The organism is Rhodococcus shunpengi, from assembly GCF_048381395.1.
Taxonomy (GTDB): Bacteria; Actinomycetota; Actinomycetes; order Mycobacteriales; family Mycobacteriaceae; genus Rhodococcus.
In genome coordinates, this window is sequence record NZ_JBLWIU010000039.1 from 63,674 (window position 1) to 81,411 (window position 17,738).

The 17,738-nt window shown below is 69.2% G+C and carries 14 protein-coding genes; 13 read left to right on the plus strand and 1 reads right to left on the minus strand.

The window, feature by feature from the left end:
• Positions 1-4 precede the first annotated feature (4 nt).
• Genes mftC through ACNJ7K_RS27480 form a run of 5 tightly spaced genes read left to right on the plus strand, consistent with a single transcriptional unit; the run spans position 5 to position 7,259 of the window.
• The gene (gene mftC, locus ACNJ7K_RS27460; protein ID WP_059383270.1) at positions 5-1,246 is read left to right on the plus strand and encodes a mycofactocin radical SAM maturase; all 1,242 of its coding nucleotides are present in this window, start codon (positions 5-7) and stop codon (positions 1,244-1,246) included.
• 22 nt (positions 1,247-1,268) lie between these two features.
• Positions 1,269-2,477, plus strand: a complete 1,209-nt coding sequence (gene mftD, locus ACNJ7K_RS27465; RefSeq protein WP_120279984.1) for a pre-mycofactocin synthase MftD — start codon at positions 1,269-1,271, stop codon at positions 2,475-2,477.
• Positions 2,478-2,490: 13 nt separating this feature from the next.
• Positions 2,491-4,392, plus strand: coding sequence for a mycofactocin system FadH/OYE family oxidoreductase 1 (locus ACNJ7K_RS27470; protein ID WP_487042639.1), 1,902 nt, complete (start codon positions 2,491-2,493; stop codon positions 4,390-4,392).
• A 51-nt stretch (positions 4,393-4,443) separates the two neighbouring features.
• The gene (locus ACNJ7K_RS27475; RefSeq protein WP_120279982.1) at positions 4,444-5,256 is read left to right on the plus strand and encodes a mycofactocin-coupled SDR family oxidoreductase; all 813 of its coding nucleotides are present in this window, start codon (positions 4,444-4,446) and stop codon (positions 5,254-5,256) included.
• Positions 5,257-5,258: 2 nt separating this feature from the next.
• The gene (locus ACNJ7K_RS27480; RefSeq protein WP_487042640.1) at positions 5,259-7,259 is read left to right on the plus strand and encodes a mycofactocin system FadH/OYE family oxidoreductase 2; all 2,001 of its coding nucleotides are present in this window, start codon (positions 5,259-5,261) and stop codon (positions 7,257-7,259) included.
• Here the strand turns inward: ACNJ7K_RS27480 and ACNJ7K_RS27485 are convergent.
• Positions 7,234-8,217 carry a GNAT family N-acetyltransferase gene (locus tag ACNJ7K_RS27485; protein ID WP_487042641.1) on the minus strand — a complete coding sequence of 328 codons (984 nt, stop codon included), beginning with the start codon at positions 8,215-8,217 and terminating at the stop codon, positions 7,234-7,236. The genes ACNJ7K_RS27480 and ACNJ7K_RS27485 overlap by 26 nt on opposite strands.
• 96 nt (positions 8,218-8,313) lie before the next feature.
• On the opposite strand from ACNJ7K_RS27485, the gene mftE reads away from it, so the two are divergent.
• The 8 genes from mftE (at position 8,314) to ACNJ7K_RS27525 (ending at position 17,661) form a co-directional block, all read left to right on the plus strand.
• Positions 8,314-8,997, plus strand: coding sequence for a mycofactocin biosynthesis peptidyl-dipeptidase MftE (mftE, locus tag ACNJ7K_RS27490; RefSeq protein WP_277371830.1), 684 nt, complete (start codon positions 8,314-8,316; stop codon positions 8,995-8,997).
• An 8-nt stretch (positions 8,998-9,005) separates the two neighbouring features.
• On the plus strand, positions 9,006-10,427 hold the full coding sequence (gene mftF / locus ACNJ7K_RS27495; RefSeq protein ID WP_487042648.1) for a mycofactocin biosynthesis glycosyltransferase MftF: 1,422 nt from the start codon (positions 9,006-9,008) through the stop codon (positions 10,425-10,427).
• Between the two features lies 1 nt (position 10,428).
• A complete protein-coding gene (gene mftG, locus ACNJ7K_RS27500) occupies positions 10,429-11,889 on the plus strand; it encodes a mycofactocin dehydrogenase MftG (RefSeq protein ID WP_487042642.1) in 1,461 nt (486 codons plus the stop codon).
• Positions 11,890-11,925: 36 nt separating this feature from the next.
• Positions 11,926-13,224 carry a GAF domain-containing protein gene (locus ACNJ7K_RS27505; RefSeq protein ID WP_487042643.1) on the plus strand — a complete coding sequence of 433 codons (1,299 nt, stop codon included), beginning with the start codon at positions 11,926-11,928 and terminating at the stop codon, positions 13,222-13,224.
• A 66-nt stretch (positions 13,225-13,290) separates the two neighbouring features.
• The gene (adh, locus tag ACNJ7K_RS27510) at positions 13,291-14,814 is read left to right on the plus strand and encodes an aldehyde dehydrogenase (RefSeq protein WP_059383407.1); all 1,524 of its coding nucleotides are present in this window, start codon (positions 13,291-13,293) and stop codon (positions 14,812-14,814) included.
• Between the two features lie 93 nt (positions 14,815-14,907).
• Positions 14,908-15,432 (plus strand): DUF779 domain-containing protein, encoded by a 525-nt coding sequence (locus ACNJ7K_RS27515; protein ID WP_230791185.1) that lies wholly within the window; start codon positions 14,908-14,910, stop codon positions 15,430-15,432.
• 133 nt (positions 15,433-15,565) lie between these two features.
• Positions 15,566-16,114 carry a hypothetical protein gene (locus ACNJ7K_RS27520; RefSeq protein WP_120279974.1) on the plus strand — a complete coding sequence of 183 codons (549 nt, stop codon included), beginning with the start codon at positions 15,566-15,568 and terminating at the stop codon, positions 16,112-16,114.
• Positions 16,115-16,260: 146 nt separating this feature from the next.
• The gene (locus ACNJ7K_RS27525; protein ID WP_120279973.1) at positions 16,261-17,661 is read left to right on the plus strand and encodes an MFS transporter; all 1,401 of its coding nucleotides are present in this window, start codon (positions 16,261-16,263) and stop codon (positions 17,659-17,661) included.
• Positions 17,662-17,738: the final 77 nt, after the last annotated feature.

Below are 17,738 nucleotides of genomic sequence, written 5' to 3' on the forward strand. Positions count from 1 at the left end.
GCCCATGACCTCGCTGCTCGAACCGCCCACCACCTCCGCCCCACCGAAGGTCGGTCGCCTCGTCGACCAGTTCGAGAAGGGCCTCGACGCCCCGATCTGCCTGACCTGGGAGCTCACCTACGCCTGCAACCTCTCGTGTGTGCACTGCCTGTCCTCGTCGGGCAAGCGCGACCCGCGCGAACTGTCGACCGAACAGTGCAAGGCGATCATCGACGAGCTGCAGCGCATGCAGGTCTTCTACGTCAACATCGGTGGCGGCGAACCCACCGTGCGATCGGACTTCTGGGAACTCGTCGATTACGCCACCGAACATCAGGTGGGCGTGAAGTTCTCGACCAACGGTGTGCGCATCGACAAGAAGGTCGCCGCCCGGCTGGCCGCTTCCGACTACGTCGACGTGCAGATCTCCCTCGACGGTGCCACCGCCGAGGTCAACGACGCCGTGCGCGGGCCGGGTTCGTTCGCGATGGCCGTGCGCGCGCTGGAGAACCTGTCCGAGGCGGGTTTTCGCGACGCGAAGATCTCCGTCGTCGTCACCCGCCAGAACGTCGACCAGCTCGACGAGTTCAAGGCTCTCGCCGACCGCTACGGCGCGACCCTGCGCATCACGCGACTGCGCCCGTCCGGCCGCGCCGTGGACGTGTGGGACGACCTGCATCCCACCCACGAGCAGCAGCGGCAGCTCTACGACTGGCTCGTCGCCCACGGCGAGGGCGTGCTCACCGGCGACTCGTTCTTCCACCTGTCCGCCTTCGGCGGCGAGGGCGGTGGCTCGCTGCCCGGACTGAATCTGTGTGGTGCGGGACGCGTGGTGTGTCTGATCGACCCGGTCGGCGACGTCTACGCGTGCCCCTTCGCGATCCACGAGAACTTCCACGCCGGAAACATCCTGACCGACGGTGGTTTCGCGTCGGTGTGGAAGAACTCCGAGCTGTTCCGCGAACTGCGCGAACCGCAGTCCGCCGGTGCGTGCGCGTCGTGCAACTTCTTCGACGCGTGCCGCGGCGGTTGCATGGCCGCGAAGTTCTTCACCGGCCTGCCGATGGACGGCCCCGATCCCGAATGCGTGCAGGGCTACGGACAGTCCGCGCTCGAGGCCGAGCGCACCGTGCCGCAGTCGAGCGTCGACCACTCGCGTACCGGCAAGCGCGCCGAACGGCGCACCCCGGCCGCACCGGTACCGCTGACCCTGCTCACCAAGCCCCCCGCCAAGTTCTGCGACGAGAATCCGCTCGCAGGGCTCTAGATCTTCGAGGAGACGACCGACGATGGCCAAGCCTTCCTGGTTGAAGAATCCGTGGGCCCAGGACCCGTGGTTCGAGACCGTCGCAATCGCACAGCAGCGCGCCCGCAAACGCCTGCCCAAGTCCGTCTACGGCGCGCTCGTCGCCGGGTCCGAGGCCGGCATCACGGTCGACGACAACACCACCGCCTTCCGCGAACTCGGATTCGCCCCGCACGTCGCGGGGCTGTCCGACAAGCGGGAGATGGCCACGACCATCATGGGACAGGATGTGTCCCTGCCCGTGATGATCTCGCCGACCGGCGTGCAGGCCGTACACCCCGACGGTGAGGTCGCCGTGGCCCGCGCCGCCGCCGCCCGCGGCACCGCGATGGGTCTGTCGTCGTTCGCGAGCAAATCCATCGAAGAAGTCGCGGCGGTCAACGACAAGACCTTCTTCCAGATGTACTGGGTGGGCAGCCGCGACACACTGATCCAGCGCATGGAACGTGCCCGCGCCGCCGGTGCGAAGGGCCTGATCATGACCCTGGACTGGTCGTTCTCCAACGGTCGCGACTGGGGTAGTCCCGCCATCCCGGAGCGGATGAACCTCGAGGCGATGGTCAAGTTCGCCCCCGAGGGCATCACCCGCCCCAAGTGGCTTCTCGAATGGGCGAAGACCGGCGGTGTGCCGGATCTGACCACCCCCAACCTCACGCCGCCGGAGGGTCAGGCCCCGACCTTCTTCGGTGCCTACGGTGAGTGGATGACCACGCCGCTGCCCACCTGGGAGGACGTCGCGTGGCTGCGCGAGCAGTGGGGTGACGCACCGTTCATGCTCAAGGGCGTCATGCGCGTCGACGACGCCAAGCGCGCCGTCGACGCCGGGGTCACCGCCATCTCGGTGTCCAACCACGGCGGCAACAACCTCGACGGCACCCCGGCGCCGATCCGGGCACTGCCGGCGATCGCCGAGGCGGTGGGCAAGGACGTCGAGGTGCTGCTCGACGGCGGTATCCGCCGCGGCAGCGACGTCGTCAAGGCGATCGCGCTCGGCGCCAGGGCCGTGCTCATCGGTCGCGCGTACCTGTGGGGTCTGGCCGCGAACGGCCAGGCCGGTGTGGAGAACGTCCTCGACATCCTGTCCGGCGGAATCGGTTCCGCCCTCATGGGACTGGGCAAGAACTCGATCCACGAGCTCACCCCCGACGACGTCTTCGTGCCGGACGGTTTCCGCCGCGACCTCGGCATCTGACCGAACCGACGACATGGGCCCCGCGCTCACCGAACCGATCACCCTCGCCGGACGCACCGCTTCGGCGAGGGTGATCTTCGGTCCGCACGTCACGAATCTCGGTGCCGGCCGGTCGTTCTCGGACCGTCACGTCGCGTACTACGCGCGACGTGCACGCGGTGGGTGCGGGATCGTCGTGACGGAAACGGCCTCGGTACACCCCTCCGACCATCCCTACGAACGCGCGCCGCTGGCCGAGCGCTGCGGGGACGGCTACCGGCGGATCGTCGAGGCCTGCCGTCCGCACGGGACACTCGTGCTCGCAGGCCTCGGCCATCGCGGCCTCCAGGGTTCGAGCGCGTGGACCCGCGCACCGCTGTGGGCACCCTCGCGCGTGCCGGACCCGGTGACACGCGAACTGCCCGCCGAGGCGACCGAGCGCGAGATCGCCGAGCTCGTCGAGTCCTTCGCCCGCGTCGCCGTCGTCGCCGTGGACTCCGATCTCGATGGAGTGGAACTCGACGCGGGACCGACCTCGCTGCTGCGGCAGTTCCTCTCCGGGCTGACCAATCACCGCGACGACACCTACGGCACCGACCGTGTGCGGCTGCTCCGCGAAGTGATCGCCGCCGTTCGCACGCGGATCGGTGCGGATCGCATCCTCGCCCTGAGACTCTCGTGCGACGAGAACGCGCCGTGGGCGGGCATCACTCCCGACATCGCCGCCGGATACGTCCGCGCGATCGCACCGTCGATCGATCTGCTCACGGTGGTGCGCGGCGGATTGTTCTCACCCGAGTCGTATCGGCCCGCCGCGCATATCTCTGCAGGATTCAACGACGAACTGTGCCACCGCATCCGGGAGGCGGTCGCCGGATCGGTCCCGATCGCTCTGCAGGGCAGCGTCGCCGACCTCGGACACGCGCAGCGGGCACTCTCCGACGGCACGTGCGACCTGGTCGAGATGACCCGCGCACAGATCGCCGACCCCGGCCTCGTCGTCGCCGCCCGTCGCGGTCGTCGGCCGCGTCCCTGTGTGCGCTGCAACCAGGCGTGCCTCGTCGACGACTTCCACAACCCGATCGTGGGGTGCATCGCGAACCCGGAGGCCGGCGCCGAGACACGGGACTCTCCCCGACCGGTGACCTCCGCACGCGACGTACTCGTGGTGGGTGCCGGACCGGCCGGCCTGGAAGCAGCCCGCGTGGCAGCGACGCGCGGTCACCGTGTCGTCCTGGTCGAGGCGGACGAGCGGGTCGGTGGGACGATCGCCGCCGTCTCGCGCGGTGGCCGGCCCGACTTCGCTGCGCTCGTCGACTGGCTCGAACAGCAATGCCTGGAGTCCGGCGTCGACATTCGTACCGGCACGGAAGTGAGTGCTGTCGACATCGAGAGTGCGCTCGCCGCGGGTACGGAGGTCGTGCAGGCCACCGGCGGGCTTCCACGTCCACCCTCTTTTCAGGTGACCGCGCCCGAGCGGTACGCGACCGCCGCGGAGGTGCTGTCGGGGATTCGGCCGCCTGCGTCCCGGATGGTCGTGTGGGATCCGATGGGTGGTCCGGTGGCAAGGACCGTCGTCGACCGTCTCGTGGAGCGCGGCGTGGAGGTCCACTACGCGACGGGTGATCCGGTCGCCGGATCACGACTCGCGCCGACGGGCGACCTCGTCGCCTTCGACGTCCGCATGCAGCGGGCGGGCGTGGCGAGACATCTCGGATGCCGGATCGGTTCCGTCGATGCCGACGGAGTCGTCCTTGTCGATCGGGTGTCCGGGGAAACCGCGCCGGTCGCGGACGCGGTCCTGGTCGACTGCGCACCCCTGCTACCGCACGAAGTGTCCGAACAGTCGGGATCGTGGTCGATCGGCGACCGCGCGGCCCCGAGGACCGTGCGCGAGGCCGTCCGAGAGGGATACCGGGTCGCCACGGCACTGTAACGTGGGGCACACTGAAACGCGTTCTGATCTGGGTCGACGGGAAGGGCCGACATGGGAGATTTCGACGGCAAGGTCGTCTTCATCACCGGGATCGCACGCGGGCAGGGCCGCAACCACGCCATCCGGTTCGCGCGCGAGGGCGCGTCCGTCATCGGCGTCGACATCGCGGCCCCGGTCTCGGAGTACGTGACCTACGAGCAGGCCACCGAGGACGACTTCCACGAAACGGTCCGGCTCGTGGAGGAGGCCGGCGGGAAGATCCTTGCCCGCGTCGCGGACGTGCGCGACAGCGCGGCGCTGAAGGCCGTCGTCGACGAGGGCGTGGCCCAGTTCGGACGGCTCGACGTGGTGGTCGCCAATGCCGGCATCTGCAGCTGGAACCGCTTCTGGGAGATGCCCGACGACCAGTTCGAAGAGTTGATCGACATCAATCTCACCGGTGTCTTCAAGACCCTCAAGGCAGCCGCCCCCGCGATGATCGAGGCCGGCAACGGCGGATCCGTCATCGTCGTCAGCTCGGTGGCGGGACTCAAGGCGATGCCCGGTCAGATCAACTACGCGGCAGCGAAATTCGGTCTCGTCGGTATCACGCAGGCGGCGGCGAAGGAACTCGGCCCGTACCGGATCCGGGTCAACTCCATCCACCCCTACGGCGTGAACACCCCGATGGGCACCGACGTCAGCGTCCTGAAGCTGTTCGAGAAGAACCCCTCGTGGGGACCGAACTTCGTCCCCATCCTCACCGAGAAGCCCGCCGCCGACCCCGACGACATCTCGGAGACCGTGTTGTTCCTCGCGAGCGATCGGGCTTCCACGATCACCGGCAGCCAGATGGCCGTCGACCAGGGAAACTCGAAGGTCTGACCGTGACGCGCACGGGGGCCGGCACCGTTCCGCACGCGTCGTTTCCGCACGCGTCGTTGCGGATCGGTCCGGTCACCCTGCGCAATCGCATCGTCTTCCCGGCGCACCTGACCAACTTCTCGGTCGACGGCACCGTCACCGACCGGCACATCGCGTACTACGAAGCCAGAGCACGCGGCGGCGCGTCGATGATCGTCACCGAGGAGCACACCGTGCACCCCTCGGACCGGCCTTACGAGAAGCTGATCCGGGGCTGGGACCCGGACGTCCTCGCCGGTTACCGACGCCTCACCGACGCCGTGCACCGGTACGGCACGCGGATTCTCGCGCAGCTCAACCACAACGGCGCGCAGGGCACCTCGATGTACACGGGGCAACCGTTGTGGGCGCCGAGCCCCGAACCCGACCCGCTCTTCCGCGAAGTTCCGCGCGCGATGACGAAATCCGACATCGCCGAACTCGTCGCGGGCTACGCCGACGTCGCCCGCCGCTGCGCCGAGGGCGGGTTCGACGGTGTCGAGATCCAGTGCTCCCAGGCATCCGTCCTGCGCGCTTTTCTCGCACCCGCGACGAACCGTCGCACCGACCGCTACGGCGGGGATCTCGCCGGGCGGGTCCGTCTGCTGCTCGAGGTCGTGTCCGCCGTGAGGCGCGCCGTCGGGCGCGACCGCGTCGTGGGGGTGCGACTGACGGGTCACGACGGCACCGACGGCGGTGTCGGTATCGACGACGCCGTGCAGGTCGCGCGGATGCTCGAAGCGAGCGGCGACGTCGACTACCTCAACACGTCCGTGGGCGTCGCGACCGAGACGTTGCATCTGATCGAAGCGCCGATGTCCACGCCGCACGGCTATTCCCTGTTCGTCCCCGACGCGATCCGGGCAGCGGTGTCGCTGCCGGTCGTCGGGGTCGGGCGCTTCACCCGACCCGAACAGGTCGGCGCCGCGCTCGCCGACGGAGTGTGCGATCTGGTCGGCGCCGTGCGCGCACAGATCGCCGACCCGGAGTTCGCGAACAAGACCCTCTCCGGCCACGACGACGAGGTACGGCCGTGCATCGGCTGCAACCAGGAATGCATCGGCAGGGTCGGACTCAACCGTCCCATCGCATGCGCGGTCAATCCTCACGCCGGATACGAATCCGACGGCCCTGCCGAGGCTGCCGTACCGCAGCGGGTCCTCGTGGTCGGCGGCGGACCCGCCGGTCTCCGGACGGCTTCGTCGGCTGCGGCACAGGGGCATTCGGTCACTCTGCTCGAACGGAGCCGGTGCACCGGCGGCCAGATCCGTGAGGCGGCCGCCGCGCCGCACCGCGCCGAACTGCTCGGCGCGGTGACGCACCTCGACGCCGAATGCCGCCGCAGGGGAGTGGACATCCGCACCGGTGTGACCGCCGATGCCGCGACGCTGCACGCGCTCGCGCCCGACGTCGTGGTCGTCGCGACGGGTGCGCGCCCGCATCGGCCCGCCTGGGCAGGTTCGTCGGCGCGGGTGAGCGACGTGCGCGACGTGCTCACCGGTCGTACTGCACCCTCCGGCCGAGTCCTCGTCGTCGACGATCTCGGTTTCCACCAAGCGACCTCGGTCGCCGAACTGTTGGCGGACCGCGGATGCACGGTGACGGTGTGCACGCCGGGGATGCTCGTGGGCCAGGACCTCGGCCTGACGCTCGAGCTCGACGGCTGGTTGCGCCGCGCCCACGACAAGCGGATCGAGCGACTCGCCGGCGTCGCCGTCGGCGGTGTCGTGGACCTGCCGGACGGCGCCGAGGTCGCCCTGGTCCACCACGCGACCGGCGAGCAGACGACGCTCACGGTGGACGCGGTCGTCGTCGCCACCCATCAGGAACCCGTCGACGAACTGTGGCGGCAACTCACCGGGCCGGGCACGAGAGTGATCCGCGTGGGCGACGCGGTGACGCCACGCCGCCTGCACGCCGCGATCGTCGAGGGGGAGCGGGCCGCCAGGAACCTGGCTCCTACGTCTCCAGCCCGCGGCGCATGACGATCCGCGGCCAGCGGTCGAGGCCGTGTTTCCGTTCCTCCGAACGGATCCGGGTGAGAGCGGGGGAGAGAACATCGTCCGCGACCGTGCGGAAGCCGAGACGCGCGTAGTACGGGCCGTTCCACGGCACGTCGCGGTAGGTGGTCAGCGACAGCGATCCGAAACCGGCGTCCCGCGCCCACCCCACGACGTGGTCGATCAGCATGCGACCGATCCCGCGACGCGCGTGATCGGGATGCACCGACACCTGCTCGATGTGGACGCCGTCGTCGACGATGTCGGCCGCGAGATACGCGACTGCTCGTCCGTGCTCGTCGAACCACGCCCAGCAGCGACCCGCGTCCCGGTGGGCGCGCAGTTCCTCGACGGACGGAGGATCGTCGTCGGCGACGAACGCCATCCCGATCTCGGCGAAGGGCTTGCCCGCAGCGCGTTCGATCTCCTGCAGCACCGGCAGGTCGTCGTCGGTCGCCAGACGGATCGGGGGCAGTTCCTTGCAGTAGTACATGGCGGTCGGTGATTCCGCGTAGAGCCCGAAGCGCTCGTTCATCGGTACGTACCCGGCCTTCGCGTACAACGCGATCGCCTCGGGTTGCTCGCTGCCCGTCTCGAGGATCATGCGACGGCGACCGGCATCGGTCGCCGTCCGCTCCAGCGCACCCAGCACCCGTTCGGCCACACCGCGACGCCGCATGCTCGCCCGCACGTACATCCGCTTGATCTCGGCATCACCGTCGCGCACCCCTCGATGCGAATGCTCCGGTGCCCGCCAGCCGCCGATCCCGGCCGGAATCCCGTCGGCCACCGCCAGGAGGAACACCCCGCTCGGTGGTTCGAATTCGTGCGGCGACAGTTCGGTGTCGTCGGGTCCGCCGTACCTCCGCACGTATTCGAGCTGGACTTCGCCGATGAGGTCCTGCACGTCCGGATCGTCCAGCGGACGAGGTTCGATCAGCACCGGGAAAGCGTACCGATCGGATCTCGGGGTCCGGCGGACCTACCGGGACCTCCGGGTTTCGTGCACGCCCGCGAAACCCTTAGCATCGGAGCGGTGATGCGGGAGCTCGCCGACGCCTGTTGGACGGACATCGAACCCGACCGGGTGACGGTGGCCGTCCCGATCGGTGCGCTCGAACAACACGGCCCGCACCTTCCCCTCGACACCGACACCCGGATCGCGACTGCTGTCGCCGCCGAGCTGCCCGAGGTGGTCCTCGCCCCACCCCTGCCCTACGGAGCCAGCGGGGAACACGAAGGTTTCGCCGGCACCGTCTCGATCGGAGCCGAGGTGACGAAGGCGCTGATCGTCGAATACGGCAGGTCGGTGTGCCGGTGGGCGAAGCGGGTCGTCTTCGTCAACGGGCACGGCGGCAACGCCTATCCGCTGATCGAGGCGGTGAGTCTCCTGCGATACGAAGGCCGCGATGCTGCCTGGCTTCCGTGCGCGGTGCCCGGATCCGACGCCCATGCCGGTGTCACCGAGACGAGTCTGCTGCTGCACCTGGCACCCGGGACGGTCGACATGACACGGGCTGCGGTCGGGGCGACGGAACCGATCGGAGCACTGATGCCACGACTGCGCGAAGCCGGTATCGTCTCGGTGTCCGCGAACGGAGTGCTGGGAGACCCCACCGAGGCCACCGCAGAACTCGGCGCGCGCCTGTTCGCGAGTCTGGTCGAGCGGGCGAGTGCACAGGTCGCCCGGTGGCAGCCGGGAACGGAAGGAAGGCTTCGGTGAGTCGGGCTATCACTCCACAGGCGACGTCCCCGGAGGCGGCGCCGCCCCGGGCGACCCGGCTCCCCGACGGTTTCGGTGTGCGCATCGACGGACGGGTGCGCAGCTTCGCCGGAGGGCGTGTCCTCGTCGGAGGATCGCCCACGCGCATGCTCAAACTCGCGCCCGCCGCCGTAGCGATGATCGACGAGGACTTCGTCGAGGTCGTCGACGCGCAGAGCGCCGCGGTCGCGCGCCGTCTGCTGGACTCGGGCATCGGGAACCCCCGGCCGACGAAGCTGCCGCCGAGTTCCGCCGTCACCGTCGTCGTCCCGGTCAAGGACAATCCTTCCGGCCTCGCCCGTCTGCTCGCCGCCGTCGAAGGGCACGAGGTCGTGGTCGTCGACGACGGTTCCGAGAAGCCGGTCGAGGCTCCGGAACGCGGTCGCGTCCGGGTGATCCGGCACGAGACCTCCCGTGGGCCCGCAGCGGCCCGGAACACCGGATTGCAGCAGGTGACAACGGAATTCGTCGCCTTCCTCGATTCCGATGTGGTACCACAACTCGGCTGGCTCGAACGATCGCTGGGGCACTTCACCGATCCCGCGGTCGCACTCGTCGCGCCGCGCATCGTGGCCCTCGAACCCGACAGCAGCGCGCTCGCGAAGTACGAGCACGCACGCTCGTCGCTCGACCTCGGCAGCCGGGAATCCGCCGTGGTCGCGGGTGGTCCTGTCTCGTACGTGCCGAGCGCGGCGCTGCTCGTCCGTCGCGACGCGCTCGTCGCCTGCGGTGGTTTCGACGAGGCGATGCACGTGGCCGAGGACGTCGATCTGTGCCGGCGACTGCAGACCTCGGGGTGGCGGTTGCGGTACGAGCCCATCTCGCGGGTCGCGCACGACCATCGCACCCGCTTCCGGACGTGGTTGACGCGCAAGGCATTCTACGGAACCGGTGCGGCCCCGCTGGCCGAGCGGCATCCGGGTTCCGTCGCACCGATGGTGATGTCGATCTGGACGCTCCTCGCGTGCGTCGCGATCGCGAGCTTCACCCGCGTGGGGGTGATGGCAGCGGTGCTGACCCAGGTGGTCACCTTCGTGCGGTTGCGGCGGATGTTCTCCGAACTCGACCGGCCCGACCGCATCGCCGCGCTGCTCACGGCCCAGGGATTCGCCGGTGGTCTGTGGCAGGTGGCGTCGGCGGTGTGCCGGCACTACTGGCCGGTCACGGTCGTCGCAGCGGTGTTCTCCCGCAAGGTTCGTCGGGCCGTGCTGGCTTGCGCTGTGGCCGAAGGTATCTGGGATTGGAAGACGCACCGCGAGAGCGGTGGGCTCGATCCCGTCCGGTACCTGCTCTACAAGCGCCTCGACGACCTCGCCTACGGCGCGGGGTTGTGGAAGGGCGCGCTCGACGCCCGCGCGGCGGCCGCGCTCGTACCCGACATCCGGAAGTGACATGATCCCGGCGCACGCCGATGTGGTGATCGTCGGCGGTGGAAGTTGCGGCTGCGTTCTCGCCGCCGGGCTCAGCGACGATCCGGACCGCACCGTGCTGCTGCTCGAGGAGGGCGCGGCGTTCGGATCGGCGTCCGCTGTTCCACGCGAGATCCGTGACGCTGCCGTCCTTCCCGTGGGTCCGGAAAGCCCGTGGGCGGCGGACTTTCCCGCACGGTTGACCCCGGACGTCGAGGCGACCGTGACGCGGGGCCGGGTGCTCGGCGGTTCCGGCGCGGTCAACGGCGCCTACTTCGTGCGTGCGCGGCCGGACGACTTCGCGTCGTGGCCCCCCTCGTGGTCGTACGAGGAGGTGCTGCCGTACTTCCGGGCCGTCGAGACCGACGCGGATATCCCCGGCGACCTGCACGGAAGTTCCGGCCCGATACCGGTCACCCGGGTGCCGCGCGAACGGATGCATCCGCTCTCGCGTGCCTTCGTCGACGCCGCCGAAGGTGCGGGATTCACACCGGTCGCCGACCTCAACGCTCCAGGACCCGACGGGGTGGGCGCGGTCCCGTCGAACATGCGCGACGGCACGAGGGTGGGTCCGTTCCTCGCGTACCTCGCGCCCGTCCTGGACCGGCCGAATCCGACGGTCGCCGGCGGGGTGTCCGCGACCCGCATCGTGATGGCGGGCGGTCGCGCGGTGGGCGTCGAGATCGCCGGACCCGACGGACCACGCACGATCTCGGCCGGACACGTGATCGTCGCTGCGGGCGCGGTGAGGTCCCCCCAGCTGCTGATGCTCTCCGGCATCGGACCGGCCGACGAACTGCGCCGGCTCGGCATCGATCCGCTGCACGACCTTCCCGGGGTGGGCTGCGACTTCTCCGACCACCCGGAGGTCACCGTCCCGTACCGGTTCCGCCCGGGTCTCCCGTCGCACACGTTGCTGCTCGAGACGGTCCTGCACACCGAGAACCTCGAACTGCGCCCGTACACCGCGGCATTCGGTGCGGCGATCCCCGGCAGTGGTGTCGCCGATCCGGTGCTCGGCGTCGTCCTGACGCGCCCACGCAGTCGCGGACGCATCGTGCTCGACGAACGCGACCCGCGACGTCCACCTCTGCTCGACTATCGATACCTGACCGACGCGGCCGACCGGCGAGCTCTGGAGGAGGGTGTCCGGCTCGCCGCCGACCTCCTCGCCGCGACCACCGGCGTCGTCGAGGCCGGCAGCGTGGACGCGCGTGGTGGCAGGCTCGGAACGTCGCTGCACCTGTCCGGAACGTGCCGGATGGGCGACGACGAGTACGCCGTGGTCGACGAGTGGTGCCGCGTGCGCGGGATCGATGGGTTGAGCGTCGTCGACACCTCGGTGTTTCCGCAGGTCCCGAGCCGTGGACCGCACGCCACCGCGGTGATGCTCGCCCACCGGGTCGCCGCGACCGCGAGGGATGCCCTGCCGCACACGGTGTGATCCCGACTACAGTGTCGGGGGAGGAGGCGCCGGTACATGACGGATCGTGGAATCGCGACGACCAACCCGTGGGTGGCACTCGACCCGGGAGCGGACGTGGCCGCGCACGCACGTGCGGTGCTGCGCGCGCACGGCACATTCGTCTCCGCGCGCGGCAAGGAGCGGCTCGACGGGGTGCGCTCGGTGGTCCGCGACTCGTGGAGCCGGAGCCTGCAGCGCGGCATCGATCCCGACGTCGTCGAACAACCCGCACTGCTCTCCGGGCACGAACTCGAGGAGTACCGCGCCGGCCACCCCATGTCGCTGATCCGCCCGGTGGTGCGCAAGCTCCTCGTCGAGGACGCCGCCGACAGCGGACTGCTCGTCGCCGTCACCGACGGTCAGGGACGGCTGCTGTGGGTCGAGGGCGACCACGCCGCGCGCGACCGCGCCCTGTCGATGAGCTTCGTCGAAGGTGCCGACTGGAGCGAGGACCGCGTCGGCACGAACGCTCCGGGAACGGCTCTCGCCGTGGATCATTCGGTGCAGATCTTCGGCGCCGAGCATTTCAACCGCACGGTGCACGAATGGAGTTGTTCGGCCGCTCCCGTGCACGACCCCACCAGCGGCCGGGTCCTCGGTGCCATCGACATCACCGGTGGGCACCGCGTCGCCGCGCCCGAGGTCCTGCAACTCGTCCGCGCGACGGTCGCGGCGGCGGAGGCCGAACTGCGGTTGCATGCCCTGAGCGGCCGCCCGCTGTTCCCCTCGGCGACACCGCGCATCGAGACGATCGGCGCCGGACGGCCCGCCCTGCACCGCGGAGGCGAACGCGTCGGCCTGTCCCGCCGGCACGCCGAGATCCTGCTGATCCTCGCCGATCACCCCGAGGGCCTGAGCTCCGACCGGCTCGCGGTGCTGCTCGACGAGAACGAACTCGACTCGGTGACGATCCGCGCCGAGATGTCGCGCCTGCGCAAGGTGCTCGGGGCCGAACACCTCGGCTCGCGGCCCTACCGGCTGCTCACCACGCTCGACACCGATGTCGCGGACGTGCGTCGCGCACTCGACCGCGGCGACGTGGCCTCGGCGGTCCGCCTCTGTACCGGGGAGATCCTGCCCGGATCGGTGGCGCCGGGCATCGAGGAGATCCGCGACGAACTCCGCTCGGGCGTGCGGGCGGCGCTGTTGCGCTGCGGCGAGGAGCATCTGCTCGCGCAATGGACCTCGTCCGTCCACGGCCGCGAGGACATCACCGCCTGGGCGGCCTACCGGGCGTCGATCGATCCCCGTTCGCCCCGCTTCGCGCAGGTCGACGCCACATTGACCCGATTGGACAGGCAGCTCGCAACGTAGTTGCAACCCTCGCGTTCGTAGTGTTCCGGATCACATACCGACCGCTCGACGCTGCAGGAGATGCACATGACCGTGTACGCCCGTCCCGGTTCGCCCGACGCCCTCATGTCCTTCCGGTCCCGGTACGACAACTGGATCGGCGGCCAGTGGGTGCCTCCGGTGAAGGGGGAGTACTTCGAGAACGTCACCCCCGTCACCGGCCAGGTGTTCACCGAGGTCGCTCGCGGCACCGAGGAGGACATCGAACTCGCGCTCGACGCAGCCCACGCCGCCGCACCGGCCTGGGGGAAGACCTCGCCCGCCGAACGCGCGGTGATCCTCAACAAGATCGCCGACCGCATCGAGGAGAACCTCGAGTCGATCGCCCTCGCCGAGTCGTGGGACAACGGCAAGCCCATCCGCGAGACCCTCAACGCCGACATCCCGCTCGCGATCGACCACTTCCGCTACTTCGCGGGAGCCATTCGCGCGCAGGAGGGTTCGATCTCCGAGATCAACTCCGAGACGGTCGCCTACCACTTCCACGAGCCGCTCGGCGTCGTCGGCCAGATCATCCCGTGGAACTTCCCGATCCTCATGGCCGTGTGGAAGCTCGCGCCGGCCCTGGCCGCCGGCAACGCGGTGGTCCTCAAGCCCGCCGAGCAGACCCCGGCGTCCATCCTGCACCTGATCTCGATCATCGGCGACCTGCTGCCGCCCGGCGTGGTCAACATCGTCAACGGTTTCGGTGTGGAGGCGGGTAAGCCCCTCGCGTCGAGCCCGCGCATCCGCAAGATCGCGTTCACCGGTGAGACCACCACCGGCCGGCTGATCATGCAGTACGCCTCGCAGAACCTGATCCCGGTCACCCTCGAACTCGGTGGCAAGAGCCCGAACATCTTCTTCTCCGACGTGCTGTCGGCGAACGACGACTACCAGGACAAGGCGCTCGAAGGCTTCACGATGTTCGCCCTCAACCAGGGTGAGGTGTGCACGTGCCCGTCGCGTGCGCTGATCCAGCAGGACATCTTCGACGACTTCCTCTCGCTCGCCGCGGTCCGCACCAAGGCCGTCCGCCAGGGCGATCCGCTCGACACCGACACGATGATCGGCGCTCAGGCCTCGAACGACCAGCTCGAGAAGATTCTGTCGTACATCGAGATCGGCAAGAGCGAGGGTGCCAAGGTCATCACCGGTGGTGAGCGCGCCGATCTCGGCGGCGACCTCTCGGGCGGCTACTACGTGCAGCCGACGATCTTCCAGGGCGACAACAAGATGCGCATCTTCCAGGAGGAGATCTTCGGCCCGGTCGTGTCCGTGACGTCCTTCTCCGATTTCGACGACGCGATCTCGATCGCCAACGACACCCTCTACGGTCTCGGTGCCGGTGTGTGGTCCCGTGACGGTGGTGTCGCCTACCGTGCCGGTCGCGCCATTCAGGCCGGCCGGGTGTGGACGAACACCTACCACCAGTACCCCGCGCACGCGGCCTTCGGTGGTTACAAGCAGTCCGGCATCGGCCGCGAGAACCACCACATGATGCTCGACCACTACCAGCAGACGAAGAATCTCCTGGTGTCCTACGCCCCCAAGGCACAGGGCTTCTTCTGATCCGAACTTCGGCGCCTGTCACGTCCGCACGACGTGGCAGGCGCCGTTGCCATACGCTCGGAACATCGTGCACCCCAACGGAAAGGCAGGATTGTGACCGTCCCGCGAATCGTGGCGACCGTCGATGCCGTCGCCCTGCTGCGCCGCCTCGCGCAGCGCAACGGACCGCTCATGATGCACCAGTCCGGCGGATGCTGTGACGGCTCCGCGCCGATGTGTTATCCCGAGGGCGATTTCGTCGTCGGCGACCGCGACGTGCTCCTCGGAGTCCTCGACCTGCGTCTCGGGGCAGGGGAGACCCGCTCCGATCCGCCGGTCGGCGCCGACGCCGTGCCGGTGTGGATCTCCGGTTCGCAGTTCGAGGCGTGGAAGCACACCTGTCTCGTCCTCGACGTGGTGCCCGGACGCGGCTCCGGGTTCAGTCTCGAAAGTCCGGAGGGATTGCGTTTCCTCAGCAGGGGGCGCGCGTTCACTCCCGACGAACTGGCCCTCCTGGAAGCCGACCGGCCGCTCACCGGGCGGGACCGGGAGGCCGGCGTGGAGCCCGCCGTGTCCGATGTGCCCACCGTGGTCGCCGAGGCCGCCGATGCGTGCCCGGTGCCCGGCCTGTCCCCGTGATCCCCTCTGCATGATCCCATCGGGAGGAGGGTGACTCACCTGCCGGTTGCCGGTGTGCGTCAGAATCGGAACGGAATCCGTCCGGATTCCGGACGACGACGTGGGCGCCCGGCGGGTGCGACGAGGAGTGGGCATGGCCTTCGCAGGCAACGTGGACGAACTGGCACTGCTGCAGACGGTGCGTCTGAAGAAGCAGGTCACGGCCGAGGTGATCGCCGCGCACCTCGGGGTGTCGGTGTCGGCCGGTCAGGCCGCGGTGGCCGCGCTCCTCGAGCAGGGCAAGGCGTCGGAGAACGACGGCGGCATCAGCCTCACCGACAAGGGCACCTCCGAGCTGAACGATCAGCTCGATGCCGAACGGGTCTCCATCGACGAGGATTCGATCTCGGAACTCTACGACCAGTTCCTCCCGCTCGACGAGGAGCTGAACACGCTCCTCGAGAACGCGGACGCCGACGGATTCGTCGACGGCCTCATCGGCCTCGACCGCCGGGCACAGAGTCTGTTCGACGACGTGTCGGCGTTCGTGCCGCGCCTGTCGCGCTACCAGGACCTGTTCGCCGAGGCCCTGGAGAAGATCAAGGGCGGCTCGCTGGCGTGGGCCACGGCCGCCAACATCGACTCCTACGCCTCCGTGTGGGGCGAGATGCGCCAGGAGATCGCGGGCGCCGCCGGCCGCTGACAATTTCGTTCGTTCGGCACACTATGTGATGCCGGTCACCCGCACCCCCCTTTCGGGGGTGGCGAGGGGGTGACCGGCATCACTACGTTTCGTTCATCCGCCGAGGCGATCACGCCCGCGGTTCGAACGGACAACGGAGGACTCACGTGACCAGTGTGTCGACCCCGGGGGCTGCCGAACCCCCCGTCGCCGGACCGGTGGGACGTTCGCGTCCCGATCCATCCACACCCCGCCACGCGGGACCCTCGAAGGAAGGGCCCGGTATCCGGCGCGTCGCCGTCGCCAGCTGTATGGGCACGACGATCGAGTTCTACGACTTCTTCATCTACGGCACCGCCGCAGCGCTCGTCTTCCCGACGGTCTTCTTCCCCGCACTCGGATCGACCGCGGGTACCGTCGCCTCCTTCGCGACCTTCGCCGTCGCCTTCATCGCCCGCCCCGTGGGCGCAATGCTGTTCGGGCACTTCGGCGACCGCATCGGACGCAAGAAGACGCTGATCTCCACGCTGCTGCTGATGGGTATCTCCACCCTGCTCATCGGCCTTCTACCCGGCGCCGAGACCATCGGTGTCGCCGCCCCGATCATCCTCGTGCTGTTGCGATTCGCCCAGGGCTTCGCAGTGGGCGGTGAGTGGGCCGGCGCGACCCTGCTCACCGCCGAATACGCGCCACCGGGCCAACGCGGTCTGTACGCGATGTTCCCGCAGCTCGGTCCCGCCATCGCCTTCGCCCTGTCGAGCGGCACCTTCCTGTTCACCGGTCTCGCCCTCGGCGACACCAACGACGCCTTCCTGAACTACGGTTGGCGGATCCCGTTCCTGCTCAGCATCGTTCTCGTCGGCATCGGCCTCTACATGCGCCTCGCCATCGAAGAGACTCCTGTCTTTCGTGCGGAGCAGGAAGCCCGCCGTAGTGCCCCGGCCGCCGAGGTCGAGGCCCCGCGCCGGCTGCCCTTCCTCGACGCGTTGCGCTACCAGGCCAAGGAGATCTTCCTCGCCGGCGGTGCGCTGGCCATCATGTTCGCCTTCTTCTACATGGGCACGGCCTACCTGACCAGCTACGCGACGTCCAAGCTGGGATTCGACCGGCCGTTCGTCCTGATGGTGGGCATCGCCTCGTCGCTCGTCTTCGGTCTCGCGATCGTGCTGTCCGCGCTGTATTCCGACCGCTTCGGGCGCAAGAAGGTCATCATGGTCTCGTGCGCGTTCTCCGTGGTCTGGGCACTGGTGTTGTTCCCGCTCCTCGACACCGGCTCACCGATCGCGTTCGTGCTCGGGATGATGATCACCCTCGCGATCTTCGGTATCGCCTACGGACCGTGCGGAGCACTGCTGCCCGAGATGTTCGCGACCCGCTACCGCTACACCGGTGCCGGTCTGGGCTACAACTTCGCCGGTGTCCTCGGCGGCGCCATCCCGCCGATGATCGCCGCACCGCTCGCTGCCTCCTACGGCGGTATCGCGATCGGGATCATGCTGGCCGCGATCGGCCTCGTGAGCCTGGTCTGCACCGCGGCACTCATGGAGACCCGCGACCGGGCTCTCTGATCCGCCGCAGGCGGATCCGTTTCGCACCGATCCGCCGCAGGCGGATCCGTCTCGCACCGATCCACCCCCGGTGGCGG

Coding starts and splice junctions, on each gene's coding strand:
- ACNJ7K_RS27470 (WP_487042639.1), top strand. CDS start 2,491: ATGGGCCCCGCGCTCACCGAACCGATCACCCTCGCCGGACGCACCGCT.
- ACNJ7K_RS27505 (WP_487042643.1), top strand. CDS start 11,926: ATGACGGATCGTGGAATCGCGACGACCAACCCGTGGGTGGCACTCGAC.
- ACNJ7K_RS27520 (WP_120279974.1), top strand. CDS start 15,566: ATGGCCTTCGCAGGCAACGTGGACGAACTGGCACTGCTGCAGACGGTG.
- mftD (WP_120279984.1), top strand. CDS start 1,269: ATGGCCAAGCCTTCCTGGTTGAAGAATCCGTGGGCCCAGGACCCGTGG.
- ACNJ7K_RS27475 (WP_120279982.1), top strand. CDS start 4,444: ATGGGAGATTTCGACGGCAAGGTCGTCTTCATCACCGGGATCGCACGC.
- mftE (WP_277371830.1), top strand. CDS start 8,314: ATGCGGGAGCTCGCCGACGCCTGTTGGACGGACATCGAACCCGACCGG.
- mftC (WP_059383270.1), top strand. CDS start 5: ATGACCTCGCTGCTCGAACCGCCCACCACCTCCGCCCCACCGAAGGTC.
- adh (WP_059383407.1), top strand. CDS start 13,291: ATGACCGTGTACGCCCGTCCCGGTTCGCCCGACGCCCTCATGTCCTTC.
- mftG (WP_487042642.1), top strand. CDS start 10,429: ATGATCCCGGCGCACGCCGATGTGGTGATCGTCGGCGGTGGAAGTTGC.